18 protein-coding genes are annotated in these 18,082 nt (G+C 63.7%); 8 read left to right on the forward strand and 10 right to left on the reverse strand.

Annotation, left to right across the window (positions count from 1 at the left end):
• Nucleotides 1-6: 6 nt before the first annotated feature.
• Nucleotides 7-402 (reverse strand): cupin domain-containing protein, encoded by a 396-nt coding sequence (locus tag FJ936_RS04715; RefSeq protein ID WP_140617749.1) that lies wholly within the window; start codon nt 400-402, stop codon nt 7-9.
• Between the two features lie 234 nt (nt 403-636).
• Between FJ936_RS04715 and FJ936_RS04720 the strand changes: the two genes are divergently transcribed.
• From FJ936_RS04720 to FJ936_RS04730, 3 genes are all read left to right on the forward strand, one after another.
• Nucleotides 637-2,166 (forward strand): bifunctional diguanylate cyclase/phosphodiesterase, encoded by a 1,530-nt coding sequence (locus FJ936_RS04720; protein WP_140789607.1) that lies wholly within the window; start codon nt 637-639, stop codon nt 2,164-2,166.
• A gap of 190 nt (nt 2,167-2,356) precedes the next feature.
• Nucleotides 2,357-4,408, forward strand: a complete 2,052-nt coding sequence (locus FJ936_RS04725; RefSeq protein WP_015316167.1) for an elongation factor G — start codon at nt 2,357-2,359, stop codon at nt 4,406-4,408.
• A 741-nt stretch (nt 4,409-5,149) separates the two neighbouring features.
• Nucleotides 5,150-5,647, forward strand: a complete 498-nt coding sequence (locus FJ936_RS04730; RefSeq protein ID WP_140789609.1) for an isoprenylcysteine carboxylmethyltransferase family protein — start codon at nt 5,150-5,152, stop codon at nt 5,645-5,647.
• A gap of 1 nt (nt 5,648) precedes the next feature.
• On the opposite strand, the gene FJ936_RS04735 is transcribed toward FJ936_RS04730, so the two are convergent.
• Together FJ936_RS04735 and trxB are read right to left on the reverse strand one after the other, a co-directional pair.
• Nucleotides 5,649-6,545 (reverse strand): LysR family transcriptional regulator, encoded by an 897-nt coding sequence (locus tag FJ936_RS04735; RefSeq protein ID WP_015316165.1) that lies wholly within the window; start codon nt 6,543-6,545, stop codon nt 5,649-5,651.
• A gap of 90 nt (nt 6,546-6,635) precedes the next feature.
• Nucleotides 6,636-7,610, reverse strand: coding sequence for a thioredoxin-disulfide reductase (gene trxB / locus FJ936_RS04740; protein WP_127873462.1), 975 nt, complete (start codon nt 7,608-7,610; stop codon nt 6,636-6,638).
• A 263-nt stretch (nt 7,611-7,873) separates the two neighbouring features.
• Between trxB and FJ936_RS04745 the strand changes: the two genes are divergently transcribed.
• Nucleotides 7,874-8,353, forward strand: coding sequence for an Lrp/AsnC family transcriptional regulator (locus FJ936_RS04745; protein WP_015316163.1), 480 nt, complete (start codon nt 7,874-7,876; stop codon nt 8,351-8,353).
• A 241-nt stretch (nt 8,354-8,594) separates the two neighbouring features.
• Nucleotides 8,595-9,389 carry a glycosyltransferase family 2 protein gene (locus FJ936_RS04750; protein WP_140617743.1) on the forward strand — a complete coding sequence of 265 codons (795 nt, stop codon included), beginning with the start codon at nt 8,595-8,597 and terminating at the stop codon, nt 9,387-9,389.
• 3 nt (nt 9,390-9,392) lie between these two features.
• Here the strand turns inward: FJ936_RS04750 and gmhB are convergent, their stop codons facing one another.
• From gmhB to FJ936_RS04780, 5 genes are all read right to left on the reverse strand, one after another.
• Entirely contained in the window at nt 9,393-10,031 is a 639-nt protein-coding gene (gene gmhB, locus FJ936_RS04755; protein ID WP_140617742.1) for a D-glycero-beta-D-manno-heptose 1,7-bisphosphate 7-phosphatase, read from the reverse strand.
• The gene (locus tag FJ936_RS04760; protein WP_140713696.1) at nt 10,024-10,596 is read right to left on the reverse strand and encodes an SIS domain-containing protein; all 573 of its coding nucleotides are present in this window, start codon (nt 10,594-10,596) and stop codon (nt 10,024-10,026) included. Before FJ936_RS04760 ends, gmhB begins: the two co-directional genes overlap by 8 nt.
• Nucleotides 10,597-10,604: 8 nt before the next feature.
• The gene (gene rfaE1, locus FJ936_RS04765) at nt 10,605-12,098 is read right to left on the reverse strand and encodes a D-glycero-beta-D-manno-heptose-7-phosphate kinase (RefSeq protein WP_141906188.1); all 1,494 of its coding nucleotides are present in this window, start codon (nt 12,096-12,098) and stop codon (nt 10,605-10,607) included.
• Nucleotides 12,099-12,234: 136 nt separating this feature from the next.
• Nucleotides 12,235-12,867: a LysE family translocator gene (locus FJ936_RS04770; protein WP_140789613.1), complete on the reverse strand. Its 633-nt coding sequence runs from the start codon at nt 12,865-12,867 to the stop codon at nt 12,235-12,237.
• A 447-nt stretch (nt 12,868-13,314) separates the two neighbouring features.
• Nucleotides 13,315-13,551 carry a type II toxin-antitoxin system Phd/YefM family antitoxin gene (locus tag FJ936_RS04780; protein WP_015316156.1) on the reverse strand — a complete coding sequence of 79 codons (237 nt, stop codon included), beginning with the start codon at nt 13,549-13,551 and terminating at the stop codon, nt 13,315-13,317.
• 142 nt (nt 13,552-13,693) lie between these two features.
• Between FJ936_RS04780 and rfaD the strand changes: the two genes are divergently transcribed.
• The 3 genes from rfaD to waaC are packed head-to-tail and all read left to right on the forward strand — an operon-like array spanning nt 13,694 to nt 16,601.
• A complete protein-coding gene (rfaD, locus tag FJ936_RS04785; protein ID WP_140721801.1) occupies nt 13,694-14,644 on the forward strand; it encodes an ADP-glyceromanno-heptose 6-epimerase in 951 nt (316 codons plus the stop codon).
• Nucleotides 14,617-15,624, forward strand: coding sequence for a lipopolysaccharide heptosyltransferase II (gene waaF / locus FJ936_RS04790; RefSeq protein WP_140789615.1), 1,008 nt, complete (start codon nt 14,617-14,619; stop codon nt 15,622-15,624). The genes rfaD and waaF overlap by 28 nt, the downstream gene beginning before the upstream one ends.
• Nucleotides 15,621-16,601 (forward strand): lipopolysaccharide heptosyltransferase I, encoded by a 981-nt coding sequence (waaC, locus tag FJ936_RS04795; protein ID WP_141906189.1) that lies wholly within the window; start codon nt 15,621-15,623, stop codon nt 16,599-16,601. Before waaF ends, waaC begins: the two co-directional genes overlap by 4 nt.
• A gap of 118 nt (nt 16,602-16,719) precedes the next feature.
• Here waaC and greA read toward each other — a convergent pair whose 3' ends face one another.
• Complete coding sequence (gene greA / locus FJ936_RS04800; RefSeq protein WP_023767588.1) at nt 16,720-17,193, reverse strand: transcription elongation factor GreA; 474 nt, start codon at nt 17,191-17,193, stop codon at nt 16,720-16,722.
• A gap of 269 nt (nt 17,194-17,462) precedes the next feature.
• Nucleotides 17,463-18,002, reverse strand: a complete 540-nt coding sequence (locus tag FJ936_RS04805) for a tetratricopeptide repeat protein (protein WP_140789619.1) — start codon at nt 18,000-18,002, stop codon at nt 17,463-17,465.
• Between the last annotated feature and the right edge of the window lie 80 nt (nt 18,003-18,082).

Below are 18,082 nucleotides of genomic sequence, written 5' to 3' on the forward strand. Positions count from 1 at the left end.
CAGCAATCAGCCGCCATATTGCGCCGCGGTCACCTCTTCCAGCCAGTCGGCATGGACGCCGTCGAGTGCCTCCTGCATGGCGATGTGCGTCATTGCCGATTTCGGCGCCGCGCCATGCCAATGCTTCTCGCCAGGCGCGAAGGAGATGACGTCACCGGCCCTGATTTCCTGGATCGGCCCGTCCCATGTCTGGACCAGGCCGGCGCCTGCGGTGACATAAAGCGTCTGGCCAAGCGGATGCGTGTGCCAGTGGGTGCGCGCGCCGGGCTCGAAACTGACCAGCGTGGCCCTGAGCCGCGCTGGCGGCTCCTTCTCGATGATTGGCGTCTGCAGAACCCGGCCGGTGAAATATTTTTCCGGCGCTATAACGGTCGGCACGCTGCCGCAAGCAATGATCTTCATCGTCTGTTCCCTGGAACTGGTGGTTGTCGGTGAGATGCCGGCCCGCGAAGTGAGCCGCATTCTCGGTCTGGATCGGCTCTGATGCAACCGCCCTTGTCACCTCGCTTGGACGAAGGCCTGATTTCTTAACCATGACACTTGCCGGCACGGGACCGCCAAGCGAAATGCCGGCGAATTCAATGTCTTCTTAACGGCTGCGCACTAGCCGTTGGCCTGCATTGCGGGGGCTGGCGGATGAGCATACTGGCGACGATCAAGGACCATAGCGGCCGGATCTATCGCGGTATCCAGTCGCTGCTCGTGATCAGCACCGGCGCGGCGGTGCTTGGCGCTTTCGACGTCTCGCAAAACCTGTCCGCCGGCGGTGCCTTCGCCATCTCGATCCTGGCCACCAGCCTGGCCTTGCTGGCATTGATGTACATGCGCAGCAGCGTCGTCCATCGTCTCCAGTCGGCCGCCGCAGCGGAGGCCGAGAAACATCATTTCCTCACCAGGGATGCGATGACGGGCGCCATGACGAGACGTTATTTCCTCGAAGCGCTGCGCGAAGGCCTGGGTACCAGGCGCGACAGGCGCGAGGCAGCCTTGCTCTTGATCGACCTCGACCATTTCAAGCAGTTGAACGACACGTTCGGACACCAGTTCGGCGACCTCACCTTGGCGCATCTGGTCAAGACCGCGGAGCGCATCTTTGCAGGCGCCATGGTGGGGCGCCTCGGCGGCGACGAATTCGGTGTCATCATTCCGCATGGCGACCTGACGGCCATCAACAAGGATGTCAGACGATTGCTGGATGCCATGCGCGCCGGCAAATCGCATGAAGGCAAGACCATTCCGCTCTCCATTTCGATCGGCGTCGCCCTGGCGCCGGCCCATGCCTCGAACACGACGGAATTGATGCTGGTTGCCGATCTGGCGCTCTATGAGAGCAAGGCGGCGGGCCGTGGCCGCGTCACCGTCTTCGACGAGGAGATGCTGTCCGACAAGCGCTACCGGCGGCTGGTCGAACGGGAATTGCGCGCCGCGGTCTATCTGGGCGAACTCGAACTGCATTATCAGCCGATCGTCAGCCCGGACGGTTCCACCGAGGCGTTCGAGGGGCTGATCCGCTGGCGCCACCCGGTTCGCGGGCTGATCGCGCCGGCCGAGTTCATTGCAATCGCCGAGCGATCGACGTTGATCGACATGCTCGGCGAATGGGTGTTCAAGCGGGCTTGTGCGGACATCGGCCAGTTCGCCGGCCGCCGCATTTCCATCAATGTCTCCGGCGAGCAACTCAAGCGTGACGAGATCGTGACCATGTGCGACCGCGTGCTGAAGGACACTGGCCGGTCGGCATCACAGTTCATCATCGAGATCACCGAGACGGTGGCGACCGCCGCCACGCCCGAGATCCTGCGGCGCCTCGAGGCATTGCGTGGCCTCGGCTTTCACATCGCCCTCGACGATTTCGGCACCGGCCATTGCGGCTTCAACTATCTGAAGACCTTGCCCGTCGATATCATCAAGATCGATCGCTCCTACATCCGCGCCCTCGCTCACGATCAGGTAGCACAGATATTCGTCTCGGCGCTGGCGCAGATCGCGCGCATCCAGGAGGTCACCATCGTGGCGGAAGGCGTGGAGACGGCAGAAGAATTCGCTCTCGCCAAGGCGGCCGGGTGCAATCGCTTCCAAGGTTATTTCTTCGGCAGGCCGGTGCCTCGCGGCAAGCTCGCGCTGCTTGACGGGCGCTCTGCCGAACCGCTCGCGCTCAGCGCCTGACACGGCCGGCCGTGCCTGCTTCCTATTTTTCTTGCCCTGCCGGCAAACAAGTGGGACGATAATCGCGGGCAGGTCGAAACAGACCGCCCGCGACGGTCGAACAGGCCGGCCGCCGCTCAGGACCGATTGACCTTGGCCTGAACCATGAATGCCAGTCGGTCCCCAGGAAACGCCTGAGTGGAGGTCAGTCATGGGTACTCGCGCCGGAGGACGACGCACGGGACCGAAATGCATTGCCATAGTCGGTCCCTTCGCAAGCGGTAAGACGACACTTCTCGAAGCCATATTGGCCCGTACCGGCGCCATTCCCCGCCAGAACCCGGTTTCCTCGGGCAATACCGTTTCAGATCATTCGCCCGAGGCCCGCGCCCACGCCATGAGCGTCGAGGCGTCGATCGCCACCACCGAGTTCATGGGCGAGCAGTTCACCTTCATCGACTGCCCCGGATCGATCGAGTTCTCCTTCGAGGCCGAACCGGTGCTGGCCGCCTGCGACGTCGCGGTGGTCGTGGCCGAGGCCGACGAAAAGAAAATCCCCGCCTTGCAGCTCATCATGCGCAAGCTCGACGATCTCGGCGTGCCGCGCATCCTGTTCCTCAACAAGGTCGACAAGGCGATCGCGGGCGTGCGCGATACGCTGAAGATGCTGCAGCCGACAAGCGCGGCGCCGCTGCTTCTGCGCCAGATCCCGCTGCGCAAGGACGGCGTCGTGATCGGCTCGATCGATCTGGCGCTGGAGCGCGCCTACATCTACCGCGAATATGCCGAAAGCGAGGTGGCCGAGATACCGGGCGACGACAAGGCGCGCGAACTGGAGGCGCGCTTCTCGATGCTGGAGACGCTGGCCGATCACGACGATGAGTTGATGGAGCAGCTGCTGGAAGAGATAGAGCCGCCGAAGGACGCGATCTTCGACGATCTCGCCGCCGATCTGCGCGAAGGCGCGGTGACGCCGGTGCTGATCGGCACCGCCGAGAAAGGCAATGGCGTGCTGCGCCTCTTGAAGACGATCCGCCACGATGCGCCCGACATCGAGGCGACCCGCAAGCGGCTCGGCGCCCCGGACGGCAATGCGACGGTGGTCCAGGTGATGAAGACCATCCACACGCCGCATGGCGGCAAGCTGTCGGTGTCTCGCATCCTGTCCGGCCAGGTCGCCGACGGCTCGGAACTGTGGCTGCCCGGCGGCGACACCGCCAAGGTTTCCGGAATCTACCGGATGCTGGGCAAGGATCAGGTCAAGCTGACCGCCGCCAGGACCGGCGACACCGTGGCGCTCGGCAAACTAGACGCGGTCAAGACCGGCCAGACGCTCACCTCGGCCAAGGGCGGTGCCAAACAGCTCTTCGATGTCGAGCCGCCGCAGCCGGTCTTCGCCTTCGCGCTGCGCCCCAGGGAGCGCAAGGACGAGGTCAAGATGTCGGCCGCCATCCAGCGCTTGGCAGAGGAGGATCCCTCGCTCAGCCTCCGCCACAACCAGGATTCGGCCGAGACCGTGCTGTCAGGGCATGGCGAGATGCATCTGCGCGTCGTGCGCGAGCGGCTGGAGGGCAAGAACCAGATACCGGTGGAAGGCCATGCGCCGGCGGTGCCCTATCGCGAGACGATCCGAAAGCCGGTGCAGCAGCGCGGCCGCCACAAGAAACAGTCGGGCGGCCATGGCCAGTTCGGCGATGTCGTCATCGAGATCAAGCCGCTGCCGCGCGGCTCCGGCTTCCAGTTCACCGACACCATCACCGGCGGCGTCGTGCCCAAGACCTACATCCAGTCGGTCGAGACAGGCATACGTGACTACCTGAAATCCGGCCCGCTCGGCTTCCCCGTGGTCGATGTCGCGGTCAACCTGTCGGACGGCTCGTACCATGCGGTCGATTCCTCCGACATGGCCTTCCAGATGGCGGCCAAGCTCGCCATGAAGGAAGGCATGGCCGCCTGCTCGCCGGTGCTTCTGGAACCGGTGATGAAGGTAGAGATCGTCACGCCGTCGGACGCGACATCGAAGATCATCGCGCTGATCCCGCAGCGGCGCGGCCAGATCCTCGGCTATGACGCGCGGCCCGACTGGCCGGGATGGGACGTCGTCGAGGCGACCATGCCGCAAGCCGAGATCGGCGATCTGATTATCGAGCTGCGCTCGGCCACCTCGGGCGTTGCCAGCTACCGCGCCGTTTTCGATCACATGGCCGAGCTGACTGGTCGTCTCGCCGACGAAGCGATGAACGCCAACGGCAAGGCTGCCTGATTTCGCCCGGTGCCAGATTCCGAATCATGTGGAGCCCCCTCGAACGATCGAGGGGGCGAAAACCAAAAACGACGCCCGGGGGGCCGGACGTCGTTTTGTTTGCGGACCGTTTTCTCGGGAGGAAAAACGGCAGGTCCGCCGCATGTCGAGGTCGTCGCGCTTCGGCGCAAAAGGTTCGGACGCGGTAGCCGCCTGAGCCCGGGCCGTACGAGTGATGCCCCCATCTCCCGTCCGAACCACACCGCGTCCTATCATCCACTTAGCAGATGGAGGGTGTCCTTGTCATGTTACCAGAGGTTACATGACACTGTTACGCGGCAATTCCGGTGAATTTTTCAGCCATCCCAGTGGCATGCAGGCAACAAAAAAGCCGGATCAACGAAGATCCGGCTGAGTTTGATTGGAAGTGCCTGTTAAGGCTAACCTCCAGAGGGGAACACTCGAGGACGCTAATGGGAGGAGAACGCGTCCAGGAGATGATCTATATATGTGCTCTTCATGCCCAAGAAACAAGCATCTATTTTGCAACACACACATGCAAAAAGGCACAGGCTGTGGTCCAACCCATTCCAGAAGCCAATAGGACCAGCAGAATCGTGAAAATGAGGCGCGATTTCGGGTCATTGTCGTCTCGAAAACGCCGATCCCGACCGATTTTGCTCCCGAATGTCAAAAAACACTGATGATGTGGAATGAGGCAGCGGCGGTTCAATTCCAAGGCAGTCAAGCGAGGATCGACCATTGCGCAGGTTTTCGGCGATCGCCGGCAGCGGCATTTTCCTGGTCGCGGCTCCCGGCGTTGTCGCCGGGCTGGTTCCCTGGCTGCTTAGCGATCGCTGGGGCCGGCCATGGTCGCCCCTGCCCTTGTTTGCGCTCACCGGCGGCATGCTCGTCATTGCCGCGGCCGCGGTGCTGCTGCATGCCTTCGCCCGCTTCGCGCTGGAGGGGCTGGGCACGCCCGCCCCCGTCGCACCGACCGAAAGGCTGGTGGTCGGCGGCGTCTACCGCCATGTCCGCAACCCCATGTATGTTGCCGTGCTGTCGATCATTCTGGGCCAGGCGTTGCTGTTCTCGAGCTGGTCGATCGCTGCCTACGCGGCAATCGCGGCGGCTGCCATGGTCACCTTCGCCAAGCTCTACGAGGAGCCGACGCTCGCCGGCCGCTATGGCGCCGAATACGAGGCCTACCGCCGCAACGTACCGGGTTGGCTGCCGCGGATTACGCCTTGGAGAGGATAGGCTAGAACGACCAGCTTCTGGCCTTGGCGATGATGAAGTCGCGAAACACGTGCAGCTTGGCCTGGTTTTTCATCGCGTCGGGGTAGGCGAAATAGGTGTCGAAGGACGGCACCTCGGTCTCCGGCAGCAGCTGCACCAGGCCGGAATCCTTGCTGATCACATAATCCGGCAGCATGGCGATGCCGGCGCCGCCCTGCACGGCGCGCTTGATCGACAGGATGTCGTTGATCTGCAGCGACGGCACGCGCTGGCCGCTCTCGAAATCGCCGACCGTCTCCAGCCAGTTCAACTCCGACAGATGCGACGGCACGGGCAGGCCGAAGGTGACGATGCGATGGGTTCTCAGCTCCGCGACCGAGCCCGGCTTGCCGTGCTTGGCGACATAGGATGGGGCTGCGTAAAGGTGGAAATGCACGGTGAACAGGCGGCGCTGGATCAGGTCCGGCTGTTGCGGCTGGCGCAGCCGGATGGCGCAATCCGCCTGGCGCATGGTGAGGTCGAGTTCCTCGTTGGCGAGGATCAGCTGTAGGCTGATTTCGGGATAGAGTTCGATGAACTCCTGCACCCGCTCGGTCAGCCAGCCGGCGCCGAGGCCAACGGTCGTCGTTACCCTGAGCACGCCGGACGGCCGGTCCTTGGTCTCGGTCAGCCGCGACTTGATGGTCTCGAGCTTCATCAGCACGTCATGCGCCGTGCGGAACAGCATCTCGCCCTGTTCGGTCAGCACCAGGCCGCGCGCATGGCGGTTGAACAGCGGCACGCCGACATCATGTTCGAGCGCGCTGACCTGCCTCGAGATCGCCGATTGCGACAGATGCAGCGTCTCGGCCGCATGGGTGAACGACCCCGCTTCCGCCGCAGCGTGAAACACGCGTAGCTTGTCCCAGTCCAACGCCATGATTTCCCCTCGTTCCGGTTGGCGTCTGAATGAAAAATCAGGCTTTTACACGGCGTTTCTAAGCCGTTTTTTTACAGTCTGCGGCGGCCCTTATTCCGCTGCTTCGCGATGTACCTCGATGCCGGCCAGATACTTTTCCGCTTCGAGCGCGGCCATGCAGCCCAGCCCCGCCGCTGTCACGGCCTGCCGATAGATATCGTCGGTCACGTCGCCGGCGGCGAACACGCCGGGCACGTCGGTGCGCGTCGAATCCGGCGCTGTCCACAGATAGCCGTTCGGCTTCTGCTTCAGCTTGCCCGCGAACAGCTCGACCGCGGGCGCATGGCCGATGGCCACGAAGACACCGTCGATCTTGAGGTGGCTCTCGGCTCCGGTCACGGCATGCCTGAGCTTCAGCCCTTCGACCGAAGGCGGCAGCGGTGCCTTGCCGGGGCGGCCGGTGATCTCATCGACGATCGTGTCCCAGATGACGCGGACATTGTCCTTTTTCAACAACCGTTCGCGCAGGATGCGTTCGGCACGGAAATCCGAGCGCCTGTGGATGACGGTGACGCTCTTGGCGAGGTTGGACAGATAGAGCGCCTCCTCCACCGCCGAATTGCCGCCGCCGACCACCGCGACATCCTTGCCGCGATAGAAGAAGCCGTCGCAGGTGGCGCAGGCGGAAACGCCGAAGCCCATGAAGTCCTGCTCGGTCGGAATGCCCAGCCACTTGGCTTGCGCGCCGGTGGCGATGATCAGCGCATCGGCCGTGTAGGTCGTGCCGGAATCGCCCTTGGCGCGGAACGGCCGCACGTTGAGGTCAACCTCGGTGATGATGTCGTTGATGATGTCGGTGCCGACATGCTCGGCCTGCTTGAGCATCTGCTCCATCAGCCACGGTCCCTGGATCGGATCGGCGAAGCCGGGGTAGTTCTCGACATCCGTGGTGATCATCAATTGGCCGCCCTGCTGCAGACCGGCGACCAGCATAGGCTTCAGCATGGCGCGCGCGGCATAGACCGCCGCCGTATAGCCGGCCGGACCGGAACCGATGATGAGAACGGGCGCGTGCTTGGTGGTCATTTGGAGCCTCTGCGGGGGCGGACAGCGAGTGTGCCTTGGAAAAAGACGTGGAATATCGCGCTTAATGTAAGGGCTGCCAACCACGCCAGCAAGACGAACGGACCGTCGTCCCCGGAAAGCTTCGGCCCCTATGGATATTCGCGCGATGGTCGCTTTCGGTACCTGTCCACAATCGCGTCGACGAGGGCTGGCTTCGACGCAAAAGTCGTTTAATTACAAAATAGCGAAAGATTCTTGCGCCACACTGATCATCGAGAACCCTGATGCCCCTCAAGGCCGATCTTGACGCCATCGACTGGAAGATCCTGCGCGAGCTTCAGTCGGACGGGCGCATGACCAATGTCGAGCTCTCGAACCGCGTCGGCATTTCGGCACCGCCCTGCCTGCGCCGGGTCAAGCGGCTGGAAGAAGCCGGCATCATCCGCGGCTACCGCGCGCTGCTCAACGCCCCGGCGCTGGGCCTCGATGTCGTTGCCTTCTGCCTGGTCGGGCTGCATCACCAGGCCGATGCCGAACTGCGCATCTTCGCCGAGCGTACGCGCGGCTGGCCGGTCGTGCGCGATGCCTGGATGGTGTCGGGCGAATCCGACTTTCTGCTGCATTGCGTGGCGAGCGACCTCGGCGCCTTCCAGACCTTCGTCATCGAGGAACTGACCTCGACGCCGAACGTCGACACGGTGCGCACCGCGCTCACCATCCGCCGCGTCAAGGATGAGGGCCTGGTGTCGTTCGAGCGCTCCTGAGCCAGGCGAACGCCTGCGCGATGGGCAAATTCCCGGCATTCGCCACACCGGTGCCGCGTTGGTATTCGAAAGACGCTGATGTACAAGGCTGGACGGCTCTGCCGGATTCGCCGCTCGACTGACGCTTCATTGGTTTCCCGAGCATTCCAGCATGTGTAACGGTTTTCCGCCCGGAATTGCTTGAGAACAGATGGCGCCAGCAGCGTATATTCCGGGAAGAATCCGCCATGGGAAGGGGACCATGACCCGTTTTGCAAGCCCGGTCTCGGCGCTGATCATCTGCGTGAACGAGGCTGATATGATCGGCCCGTGCCTGGAAAGCATCGATTTCTGTGCCGAGATCATCATCGTCGATTCCGGCTCGACGGACGGCACCGTCGAATGCGTTGAAAGCTATATCGCCAGGGGCTATCCGATAACGCTGCTGCACAATGACTGGCAGGGCTTCTCCCGCCAGCGGCAATTCGCGCTCGACCACGCCAACCAGCCCTGGTGCCTTTCGATCGACCCGGACGAGCGCGTCGACGACCGGTTGCGGCGGTCGATCGTGGCCATCACCCAGGCGGCCGGCGGCAAGGCCAGCGGATGGTACATGCGCCGCCGCGACTGGCTGAAGGGCTACGGTTATGCCCATCGCTGGGTGCTGCACAACAGGCTGCTCAGGCTTTTCCGCAGGGAAGGCGCCAGCATGGATCTAACGGCGCGGGTGCATGAATCCGTTCACGTGCCGGGCGAGACCGACACGATCGAAGAGGGTCTCTTGCTGCATCGCCGTGAAATATCGGTCGAGGAGGATCTTGCCCGGGCCAACACCTATTCCAGCCTCAAGGCGGTGACGCTGGTCGAGAGAGGCAAGAAGCCCGGCCTGGTGCGGCTGGTGCTGTCGCCGTTCGGCAACTTCCTCAAATTCTACCTGGCCAAGCGCTACTTCCTGTGTGGCCGGCACGGCTTCGTCTACTCGATGTCGGTGATGATTTATTCCTTCGCCACCGAAGCCAAGCTCTACGAAGCCTCGCAGCAAAACGACCAGGCTTAGGCCCTACGATCCGAGCGCGTCGATGGCGGCGAGCAGGCCGCCGAGATCGTGGTCGTCATGCAAGCGCCTGATGGCGAAGCCAGGCTGAAGCGCCGCCTCACCGTCGACCAGCCAGCCCTGTGCCAGCCCTGCGCGTTGGGCCGCCTGCATGTCGGCCAGCTTGTCGCCGACCATCAGGGAGCGCTGGAGGTCAAGATCAAGGCGCCTGCCCGCCTCGATCAGCATGCCCGGATTGGGCTTGCGCATCGGATGGTCCGTTATGGCGAGCGGCCCGACGCCCGCCTCGTGATAGGCGCAGGCCAGCACCATGTCGACGAACGCGCCCTGCCTGTCCAGCAAATGGAGCACGCGGTCGTTTACCGCGGCAAAGACGCCCCAGTCGAAATAGCCGCGCGCGATGCCGGACTGATTGGTGACCACGACCACCGGAATGCCGATCCGGTTGGCGGCGGCGATCGCCGGCAGCATCTGCGGCCTGAGTTCTATCTCGTCCGGGTCGCTGGGATAGTCGGTGTCGACATTGATGGTGCCGTCACGGTCCAGGAACAGCGCCGGCGAGCGTGCGGGAAAAACCCGCCCGCCGACCTGCTCCACCCACAAGCCCGGCTCGGCCAGCGGAAACGGCGCTGTATCGTCAGCCATTCGACAGGCGCGCTTCGACCACCTCGCACAGATAGTGATAGAGGCACAGATGGCCCTGCTGGATGATCGGCGTCGAGGTCGAGGGGACGTTGAGCAGGATGTCGGTGAGCGGCTTGAGCTTGCCGCCGGTATCGCCGGTCAGGCTGATCACCGTCATGTCCATCATGCGCGCCTGTTCGGCCGCGGCGAGAATGCTCGGCGAATTGCCGCTGGTCGAGATCGCCAAAAGCACGCCGCCCGCGGCGCCATGCGCTTCGACCTGGCGCGAAAACACCGTGTCGAAGCCGTAATCATTGCCCCAGGCGGTCAGCATCCCGGCGTTGGCCGGCAGCGCGATCACATTGTAGGCCTTGCGTTCCTTCAGGAAGCGGCCGACCAGTTCGGTGGCGATATGGATGGCGTCGCTGGCCGAGCCGCCATTGCCGCAGACCAGCAGGGCCTTTCCCTGGGAAAGCGCCGCCACGACAGCATTCACCGCACGGTCCATCTCGCCGGTCAGATCTCGCTCGACCGTGGCAGTGATGGCGGCCGCCGAGCGGACCAGATAGTCGTTCAATTCGGACATGAATTCCCTCAGTTGGTGGCGCTGCCGGCGCGCAGTTTGCCGATGGTGCCAGTGGTGCTCTTGCCGGCGACGAGATCGACCAGAACGACGCGCCCGCCCGCCTTTTGCACCACATCGGCGCCGACCACGGTGTCGACCGTGTAGTCCGCGCCCTTGACCAGTATGTCGGGCAGAAGCGCCTCGACCAGAGCCAGCGGCGTATCCTCATCGAAGACAATGACGGCATCGACCGAAGCGAGCGCGGCAAGCACGCAGGCGCGGTCATGCTGGTCGTTGACCGGGCGGCCCGGCCCTTTCAGCCGCCGCACCGAGGCATCGCTGTTGAGGCCGAGCACCAGCCGGTCGCACTGGCTGCGCGCCGCGTGCAGCAGGCTGACATGGCCGGCATGCAGGATGTCGAAGCAGCCATTGGTGAAGCCGACGCTCAGGCCCTCCGCCTTCCATCCCGCCACCATGCGCGCGGCAGAAGTGGCGTCCAGGATAGCGTCCTTGTGCGCGGTCGGTCCGTGCGAGCGGAACAGTGCGCCGGTGAGTTCCTCGACGCTCAGCCGCGCGGTGCCGCGTTTTCCGACCACGACGCCGCCGGCGGCGTTGGCGATGGAGGCAGCGGCGACAGGATCGGCACCGGCGGCAAGCGCCAGCGCGAAGCTCGCGATCACCGTATCGCCGGCGCCCGAGACATCGAACACCTCACGTGCCTGGGTGGCGATGTGGCTCGCCTCGTCGGGACCGACCACGCTCATGCCCTTCTCGCTGCGCGTGGCGACGACGAAGTCGAAGCCATGCGCCGCAATCAGTTCCCGTGCCGCCGCAACGATCTCGTCATCGGCGAACACCGCATGGCCGACGGCCTCGCCAAGCTCCTTGCGGTTGGGGGTGACGGCGGTCGCACCGGCGTAGCGCGCGTAGTCGCGGCCCTTCGGGTCGACCAGCACCGGCTTGCCCGCCTCGCGGCAGATGGCGATCAATTCGGCGGCGACGCCGTCCAGCAATATGCCCTTGCCGTAGTCGGACAGGATGACGATGTCGGCCTGTTGCAATGCGTTCCGGAAGCGGCGGATCAGCTCCGCCCGTTCCGCTTCGCCGAGCGGCTTGATCTCTTCCTCGTCGAAACGCAGCACCTGCTGGTTGAGCGCGCTGAAGCGGCTCTTCGACGAGGTCATGCGGCCGCGCTGCTGTGAAACGCCCACTGTCTCGGCGCCAAGCTCGCCCAGCATCCGCACCAGACTGTCACCGGCGGGATCAGTACCGATCACCGAGACCGGAATGGCGCGCGCGCCAAGCGAGACGATGTTGGCCACGACGTTGCCGGCGCCCCCCATAGCCGAGCTTTCGCTACGCCCATGCAGCACCGGGATCGGCGCCTCCGGCGAGATCCGCTCGATGACGCCGTTGACGAAGCGGTCGAGGATGATATCGCCGACCACCAGCACGGCGACGTCGCCGAAGCGCGCAATGGCGCGGTGCAGGGGCTCGGGTGAAGGCGGATTGTGCTTGATCATGTCATCTGCCACGCGCGGGAAACGCCGATCTCAGATAAGTCGAAACACCAGATTTGCGAGGCCGGCCGGTCATGCCTGCCGATATACCGCAATTGGGCACCAGCGCAACGCCGGGGCGGAGGCAAACCCGGACAGGTCAGGCCTTCTGCAAGGCGACGTGGACGCCCAGCCCGACCAGCACCGCGCCGCCGGCCCTCTGCATCAGCCGCTGCGCACGGCTCGAACGCCGCAGCCGGCCGATCACGAGACCGGCCAGGAACACGCACACGACATCGGCCGACGAGAACATCAGGTTGACGATGGTGCCCAGCACCACGAATTGTACCCAGACCGGCAACCCCGCCGAGGCATCGATGAACTGCGGCAGGAACGCCATGAAGAAGATCGCGGTCTTGGGATTGAGCACCTCGACCGTGATGCTCTCGAAAAACGCCCGGCGGGCCGATTTGCGGGTGATTGCCGGCAGCGCCACGTCGCCCTCCACGCGCTTACGAAACAGCGAGATACCCAACCAGATCAGGTACAACGCGCCGACCAGCTTAACGGCCATGTAGAGCGGCGGCACGGCGTGGAACAGCACCGACAGGCCGGCCGCGGCGGCAAAGACATGGACATAGCCGCCGAGATGAATGCCGAGTGCCGCCGTCAGCCCCGACCAGCGCCCCCGGGCCATCGTCTGCGCGGCGGCATAAAGCATGGCGGGACCCGGAATGTAGGCGAAGATCGCCGTGGTGGCGAAAAACGCGATCAGCAGTTCGGTCGGCGGCATTTCTTGTCCCTCATGATCCTGCCCTGTCCGATTGCAGGCCTTTCAGTCAGCCCGTGGGATGGCTTTGGATTGGCCTGCGCGAACAGTTGCCATGAAAGCCGACATGACTTTTTTGTGGAATGACGGACTGAATGCGCCGATACGCGCACCCGGTTCGAAATAAGCCGACGATTCCAGAATATCGTGCTTGTACTCGTCGACTATGACCCAAAGCGGGATAGGGTCAAGGCCGGCGCGGCGCGTTCAATTTCCGGAACGCCAACCGCGACGCGATCACGGCCCGGCTGGGTGGAAGTGATTGCAAGGATGAAAAAGGTTCGTGCCTCCGGCTTTTCCGGGAAGAACGGCGACGAAGGCGACAGGCCTCGCCTTGCGGCCTTCGGTCTCGCCGTCTGCATGTGGCGATGCCACAGATATGGATATCGCCAGACGTCCGCGGCCACGGGTTTAATCACGGTCCAATTCTGCGGCGTACTCCTCCAGCATCTCGACATGTTGCAGCGGTGCATCCTCGGCCGCGTAGACGCGGCGGCTATCGTTGCCGAAGCGCGCTTCGTAGGCCTCGATGCTCATCAGGACGTATCTCGGTTTGTTGTGCCGAGTGATGGAGACCGGCTGCTGGCTGGCAGCCGCGAGCACATCGCCGAGATTCTGTTTCAGATCAGTGGATGGATAGTGTTTCATTGGAACCTCCGTTGCCCATAATAGACAAGATGGACAAAACAGACAAGCCTGAGCGGGCGAGCCCCGAGCGACCGCCTGCTTTGTCGACAGCCCGGCCAGCCTCCCTTATAAGGACCGGAATCGCACGCAACCAGAGGCCTTCATGATCATCGTCACGGGCGGCGCCGGCATGATCGGCTCCAACATCGTCGCCGCGCTCAATGCGGAAGGCCATGACGACATCCTGGTCGTCGACGACCTCACCGACGGCCACAAGATCGCCAACCTGGCCGATTTGACGATAGCCGACTATCTCGACAAGGACGATTTCCTGGCCGGCATGGAGGCCGGCTCGCTTGGCCGCGTCGAGGTCGTCTTCCATCAGGGGGCCTGCTCGACCACCACCGAGTGGAACGGCAAGTTCATGATGGAGGTGAATTACGCTTATTCGAAACGGCTGCTGCATGCCTGCCAGGCGCTGCGCGTGCCCTTCCTCTACGCCTCCTCCGCTTCGGTCTATGGCGGTGGCGCCGAATTTCGCGAGGAGCCGGCGCTGGAGCGGCCGCTCAACGTCTATGCCTATTCCAAGAAACTCTTCGACGATTATGTCAGGCGCACGGTCTTCGACAGCGATCATTCCCAGGTCGCCGGCTTGCGCTACTTCAATGTCTATGGCCCGCGCGAGGCGCATAAGGGGGCTATGGCCTCGGTCGCCTTCCATCTGTTCAACCAGGTCGAGCGCGGCGAGAATCCAAAGCTGTTCGGCGCTTACGATGGCTTCGGGCCGGGCGAACAGAGCCGCGACTTCATCCATGTCGGCGATGTCGCCGACGTCAATTTATGGCTGTGGAAGCGCGGCGCCAGCGGCATCTTCAACTGCGGCACCGGCCGCGCGCAGCCGTTCCGTGCAATCGCCGAAACGGTCATCGACACGCTGGGCAAGGGCGAGATTGAGTTCATCCCCTTCCCCGACCACCTCAAGGGCAGCTATCAGAGTTTTACCCAGGCTGATATGTCCCGCTTGCGCGCGGCCGGCTATAACGGGCAATTCCGCACTGTAGAAACCGGCGTCAGAGACTATGTCGAATGGCTGAAAGCCCAACGATCCTCGTGATCGGCCCACGCTGGGTGGGCGATATGGTGATGGCGCAGTGCCTGTTCTCGGCGCTGAAGGAACTCCATCCCGATGCCGCGATCGATGTGCTGGCGCCCGCCTGGGCGGCACCTCTGGTCAAGCGCATGCCCGAAATCCGACAGCAGATCGACTTTCCGCTGAAGCCTGGCGCACTCGAATTCAGCCATCGCCGCCGTTTCGGCCGTCTGCTGCGCGGCCGCTACGACATGGCCTATGTCCTGCCGGGCAGCTGGAAGTCGGCGCTGATCCCGTTCTTTGCCCGCATTCCGCGCCGTTTCGGCCATCTGCGTGAAATGCGCTACGGCCTCTTGACCGACATCGTGCCGTTGCCCGATGCCGTGAAACGACGCACCGCACAGGCCTATTTCGGCCTCGCCCAGGGCGGCAACTTCCGCGCGCCCCGGCTGACCGTGGACGCGAAAAACCAGGCCGCCCTGCTCGATCGTTTCGGCCTGGCGCCGCGGAAATTCGTGGCCCTCATGCCCGGGGCCGAGTTCGGCCCGGCCAAGCGCTGGCCAAGCGAGAGCTATGCCGGCCTTGCCCGCGAATTCTTGGCCAAGGGCCTGGAGGTCGCGCTGTTTGGTTCGAAGAACGACCGCGACGTGACGGCGGAGATCGCAGCCCTTGCCCCCGGCGTCGTCGACCTCGCCGGCCAGACGCGGCTGGAGGACGCCATCGACCTGATCGCGGCGGCAAGGCTCGCGGTCTCCAACGACAGCGGGCTGATGCATGTCGCGGCCGCCGTCGGTACATCCATCGTTGCCGTCTATGGCTCGACCTCGCCTGAAAACACGCCGCCGCTGGCGGAGCGTCGCGAACTGGTCTGGCTCGGCCTGTCCTGCTCGCCCTGCCACCGGAAAATCTGTCCGCTCGGTCATCTCAACTGCCTGAAGACATTGGAGATCGCGCAGGTCGCCGCGGCAGCGGACCGCCTGCTGGAAATACCGGCCGCGGCATGAAGGTACTGATCGTCAAGACTTCGTCGATGGGCGATGTCATCCACACTTTTCCGGCACTTCAGGATGCCTGCCGCGCACGGCCCGATATCGCTTTCGACTGGTGCGTGGAGGAGGCGTTTGCCGGCATCCTCGCGCTGCATCCGGCTATCGGCACCATCCACACTGTGGCGATAAGGCGCTGGCGAAAGAACCTCTTCGACACGAACACCTGGCGCGAGGCGGCGGCCTTGCGCCGAACCTTGCGCAAATGCCGCTACGACCTCGTCATCGATGCGCAAGGCCTGCTGAAGTCGGCCCTGGTGGCACGCCAGGCGCGCGCGCCGATCGCCGGCTTCGACCGGTCGAGCGTGCGCGAGCCCTCGGCGACGCTGTTCTATGATATCACCTATGCGGTGCCGCGCGACCTGCACGCCATCGAGCGGACACGGCGGCTGTTCGGGCTGGCGCTCGGCTATCGGCCGGACCTTTTGACGCTCGACTCCGGCATCGTGGCGCCAGCGGGCATGATCGCCGGCGTCGACGGCAGGACCGCGTTCCTGCTGCACGGCACCAGCCGCGAGGACAAGAAATGGCCGGTCGAGGACTGGATCGGAACCGCCCGCCTGCTGGTCGAGCGCGGCATGATTCCGGTCACAACCTGGTCGAACGAACGGGAGAAGGCGGTGGCCGAAGCGATCGCCAAGGCCGTGCCAGCCACGGTCGTGATGCCAAAGTCGCCGCTGGACGCCATCGCCGCCATCCTCGGCCGCTCGACCCTGGTCATCGGCGCCGATACCGGGCTGACCCATCTCGCCAGCGCCGTCGGCCTGCCGACGGTCGCCGTGTTCCTGGCGACGGAGCCGGGTTTGACCGGACCGCGCGGGCCGTATGCGTCGACGTTGCTGGCGCCTGGTGGCAGACGCGTGACGCCCTCGGACGTGATGGCGGAGGCTGAACGACTTTTAGAGCTTAGGCGGACAACTACTGGGAAAGACTGAATTTTCGATCGAACGATTGGCAGGGTTGGCGCTGCCCCTCATCTGCCTGCCGGCAGGGGCGGCGCCAACCTCGCGCGAATAGCACCTGTCAGCGCGGAGCTGCGCCCAGCCGACGCCCTCAGATGAACTGCACCTGGACGATCTCGTAACCCCTGGCGCCGCCCGGCGCATTCACCTCGATGGCGTCGCCGACTTCCTTGCCGATGAGCGCGCGCGCGATGGGCGAGGAGATCGAGATGCGGCCGGATTTCACGTCGGCTTCCTGGTCGCCGACGATCTGGTAGGTCTTCTTCTCCTCGGTGTCCTCGTCGACCAGCACCACGGTGGCGCCGAACTTGACCTTTTCGCCGCTAAGCTTGGTCACGTCGATCACCTCGGCGCGCGCGATATAATCCTCGAGCTCGTTGACGCGGCCTTCATTGAGGCTCTGCGCCTCTTTGGCGGCATGGTATTCGGCATTTTCGGACAGGTCGCCATGCGAGCGCGCCTCGGAGATCGCCTCGATAATGCGAGGCCGCTCTTCCTGCTGGCGCCAACGCAGTTCTTCCTTCAATGACGCGAACCCCTCGCCTGTCATCGGGACCTTGTTCATAGTGCCTGACCTTTCCTGCTGCCGCCCCCGCATTTCGGGGGAAGCCTTGTCGTTGGGGTACAAAAAGAAAACGGTCCGGCAGCCTCGGGCTAACGGAACCGTTTCACCGCAATTTCCTTGAATATAGCAATCTTTGCGGGCTTTTCACGCCCAAAAATCGGTTTTGTAAAAATCATCCCTTCTTTTGTAGCAGGGGCGGCCGTGGGACGGAGCCGAACAAAAACGGCCGCGATCGCTCGCAGCCGCTTTGAGACATCAGGAGGGCCCGATCAGCTCCTCATGAAATGCTCGATCTGCTCGGACAGCATGCCGTATTCGCGCGAACCCTTGCCGGTGCGCTTTTCGATTTCCATCAGCTGCTGCTGGGCGCCGGCCAGATCGCCGATCTGCAGATGCGCCTCGCCGAGATATTCGCGCACCAGCGTGTAATCGGGATCGATGCGCAGCGCTTCCTCGTAATAGCCAAGGCCGACGGTGACGCGGCCGGAATGGCGGTGCGAATAGCCGAGATAGTTGAGGATGCGCGGATCCTGCTTGTTGGCGGCAAGAACGAGAACCGAGATCGCCTCGTCATAGCGGCCGGCCATCGCCAGCGCATGGCCCGCATCGTAGATGCTGTCGTCGTCCAGCATGCCTTCCTTCGGCGGTACGCATTTCTGCTTCTTCTTGTCCCAGACCTCACCTTTCTTGCACTGGGTGACAGTCTGGTCGCTACCACCACCACTGCTGCCGGCGGCAAACGCCGGAACGGCAAGGAACTGCAGAGCGATAAGCGCGCTCGCCGCCTGGATCAGCACTCTTTTATGCATGGAAACCTCCTGAGGGTGTGACAATGCAACATTAACGCCGAGCGGTCCGCGTTTCATCCCGGAAAAGATCGCCTGGAGAA

The sequence above is a fragment of the Mesorhizobium sp. B2-4-13 genome, assembly GCF_006658535.1.
Lineage (GTDB): Bacteria > Pseudomonadota > Alphaproteobacteria > Rhizobiales > Rhizobiaceae > Mesorhizobium > Mesorhizobium australicum.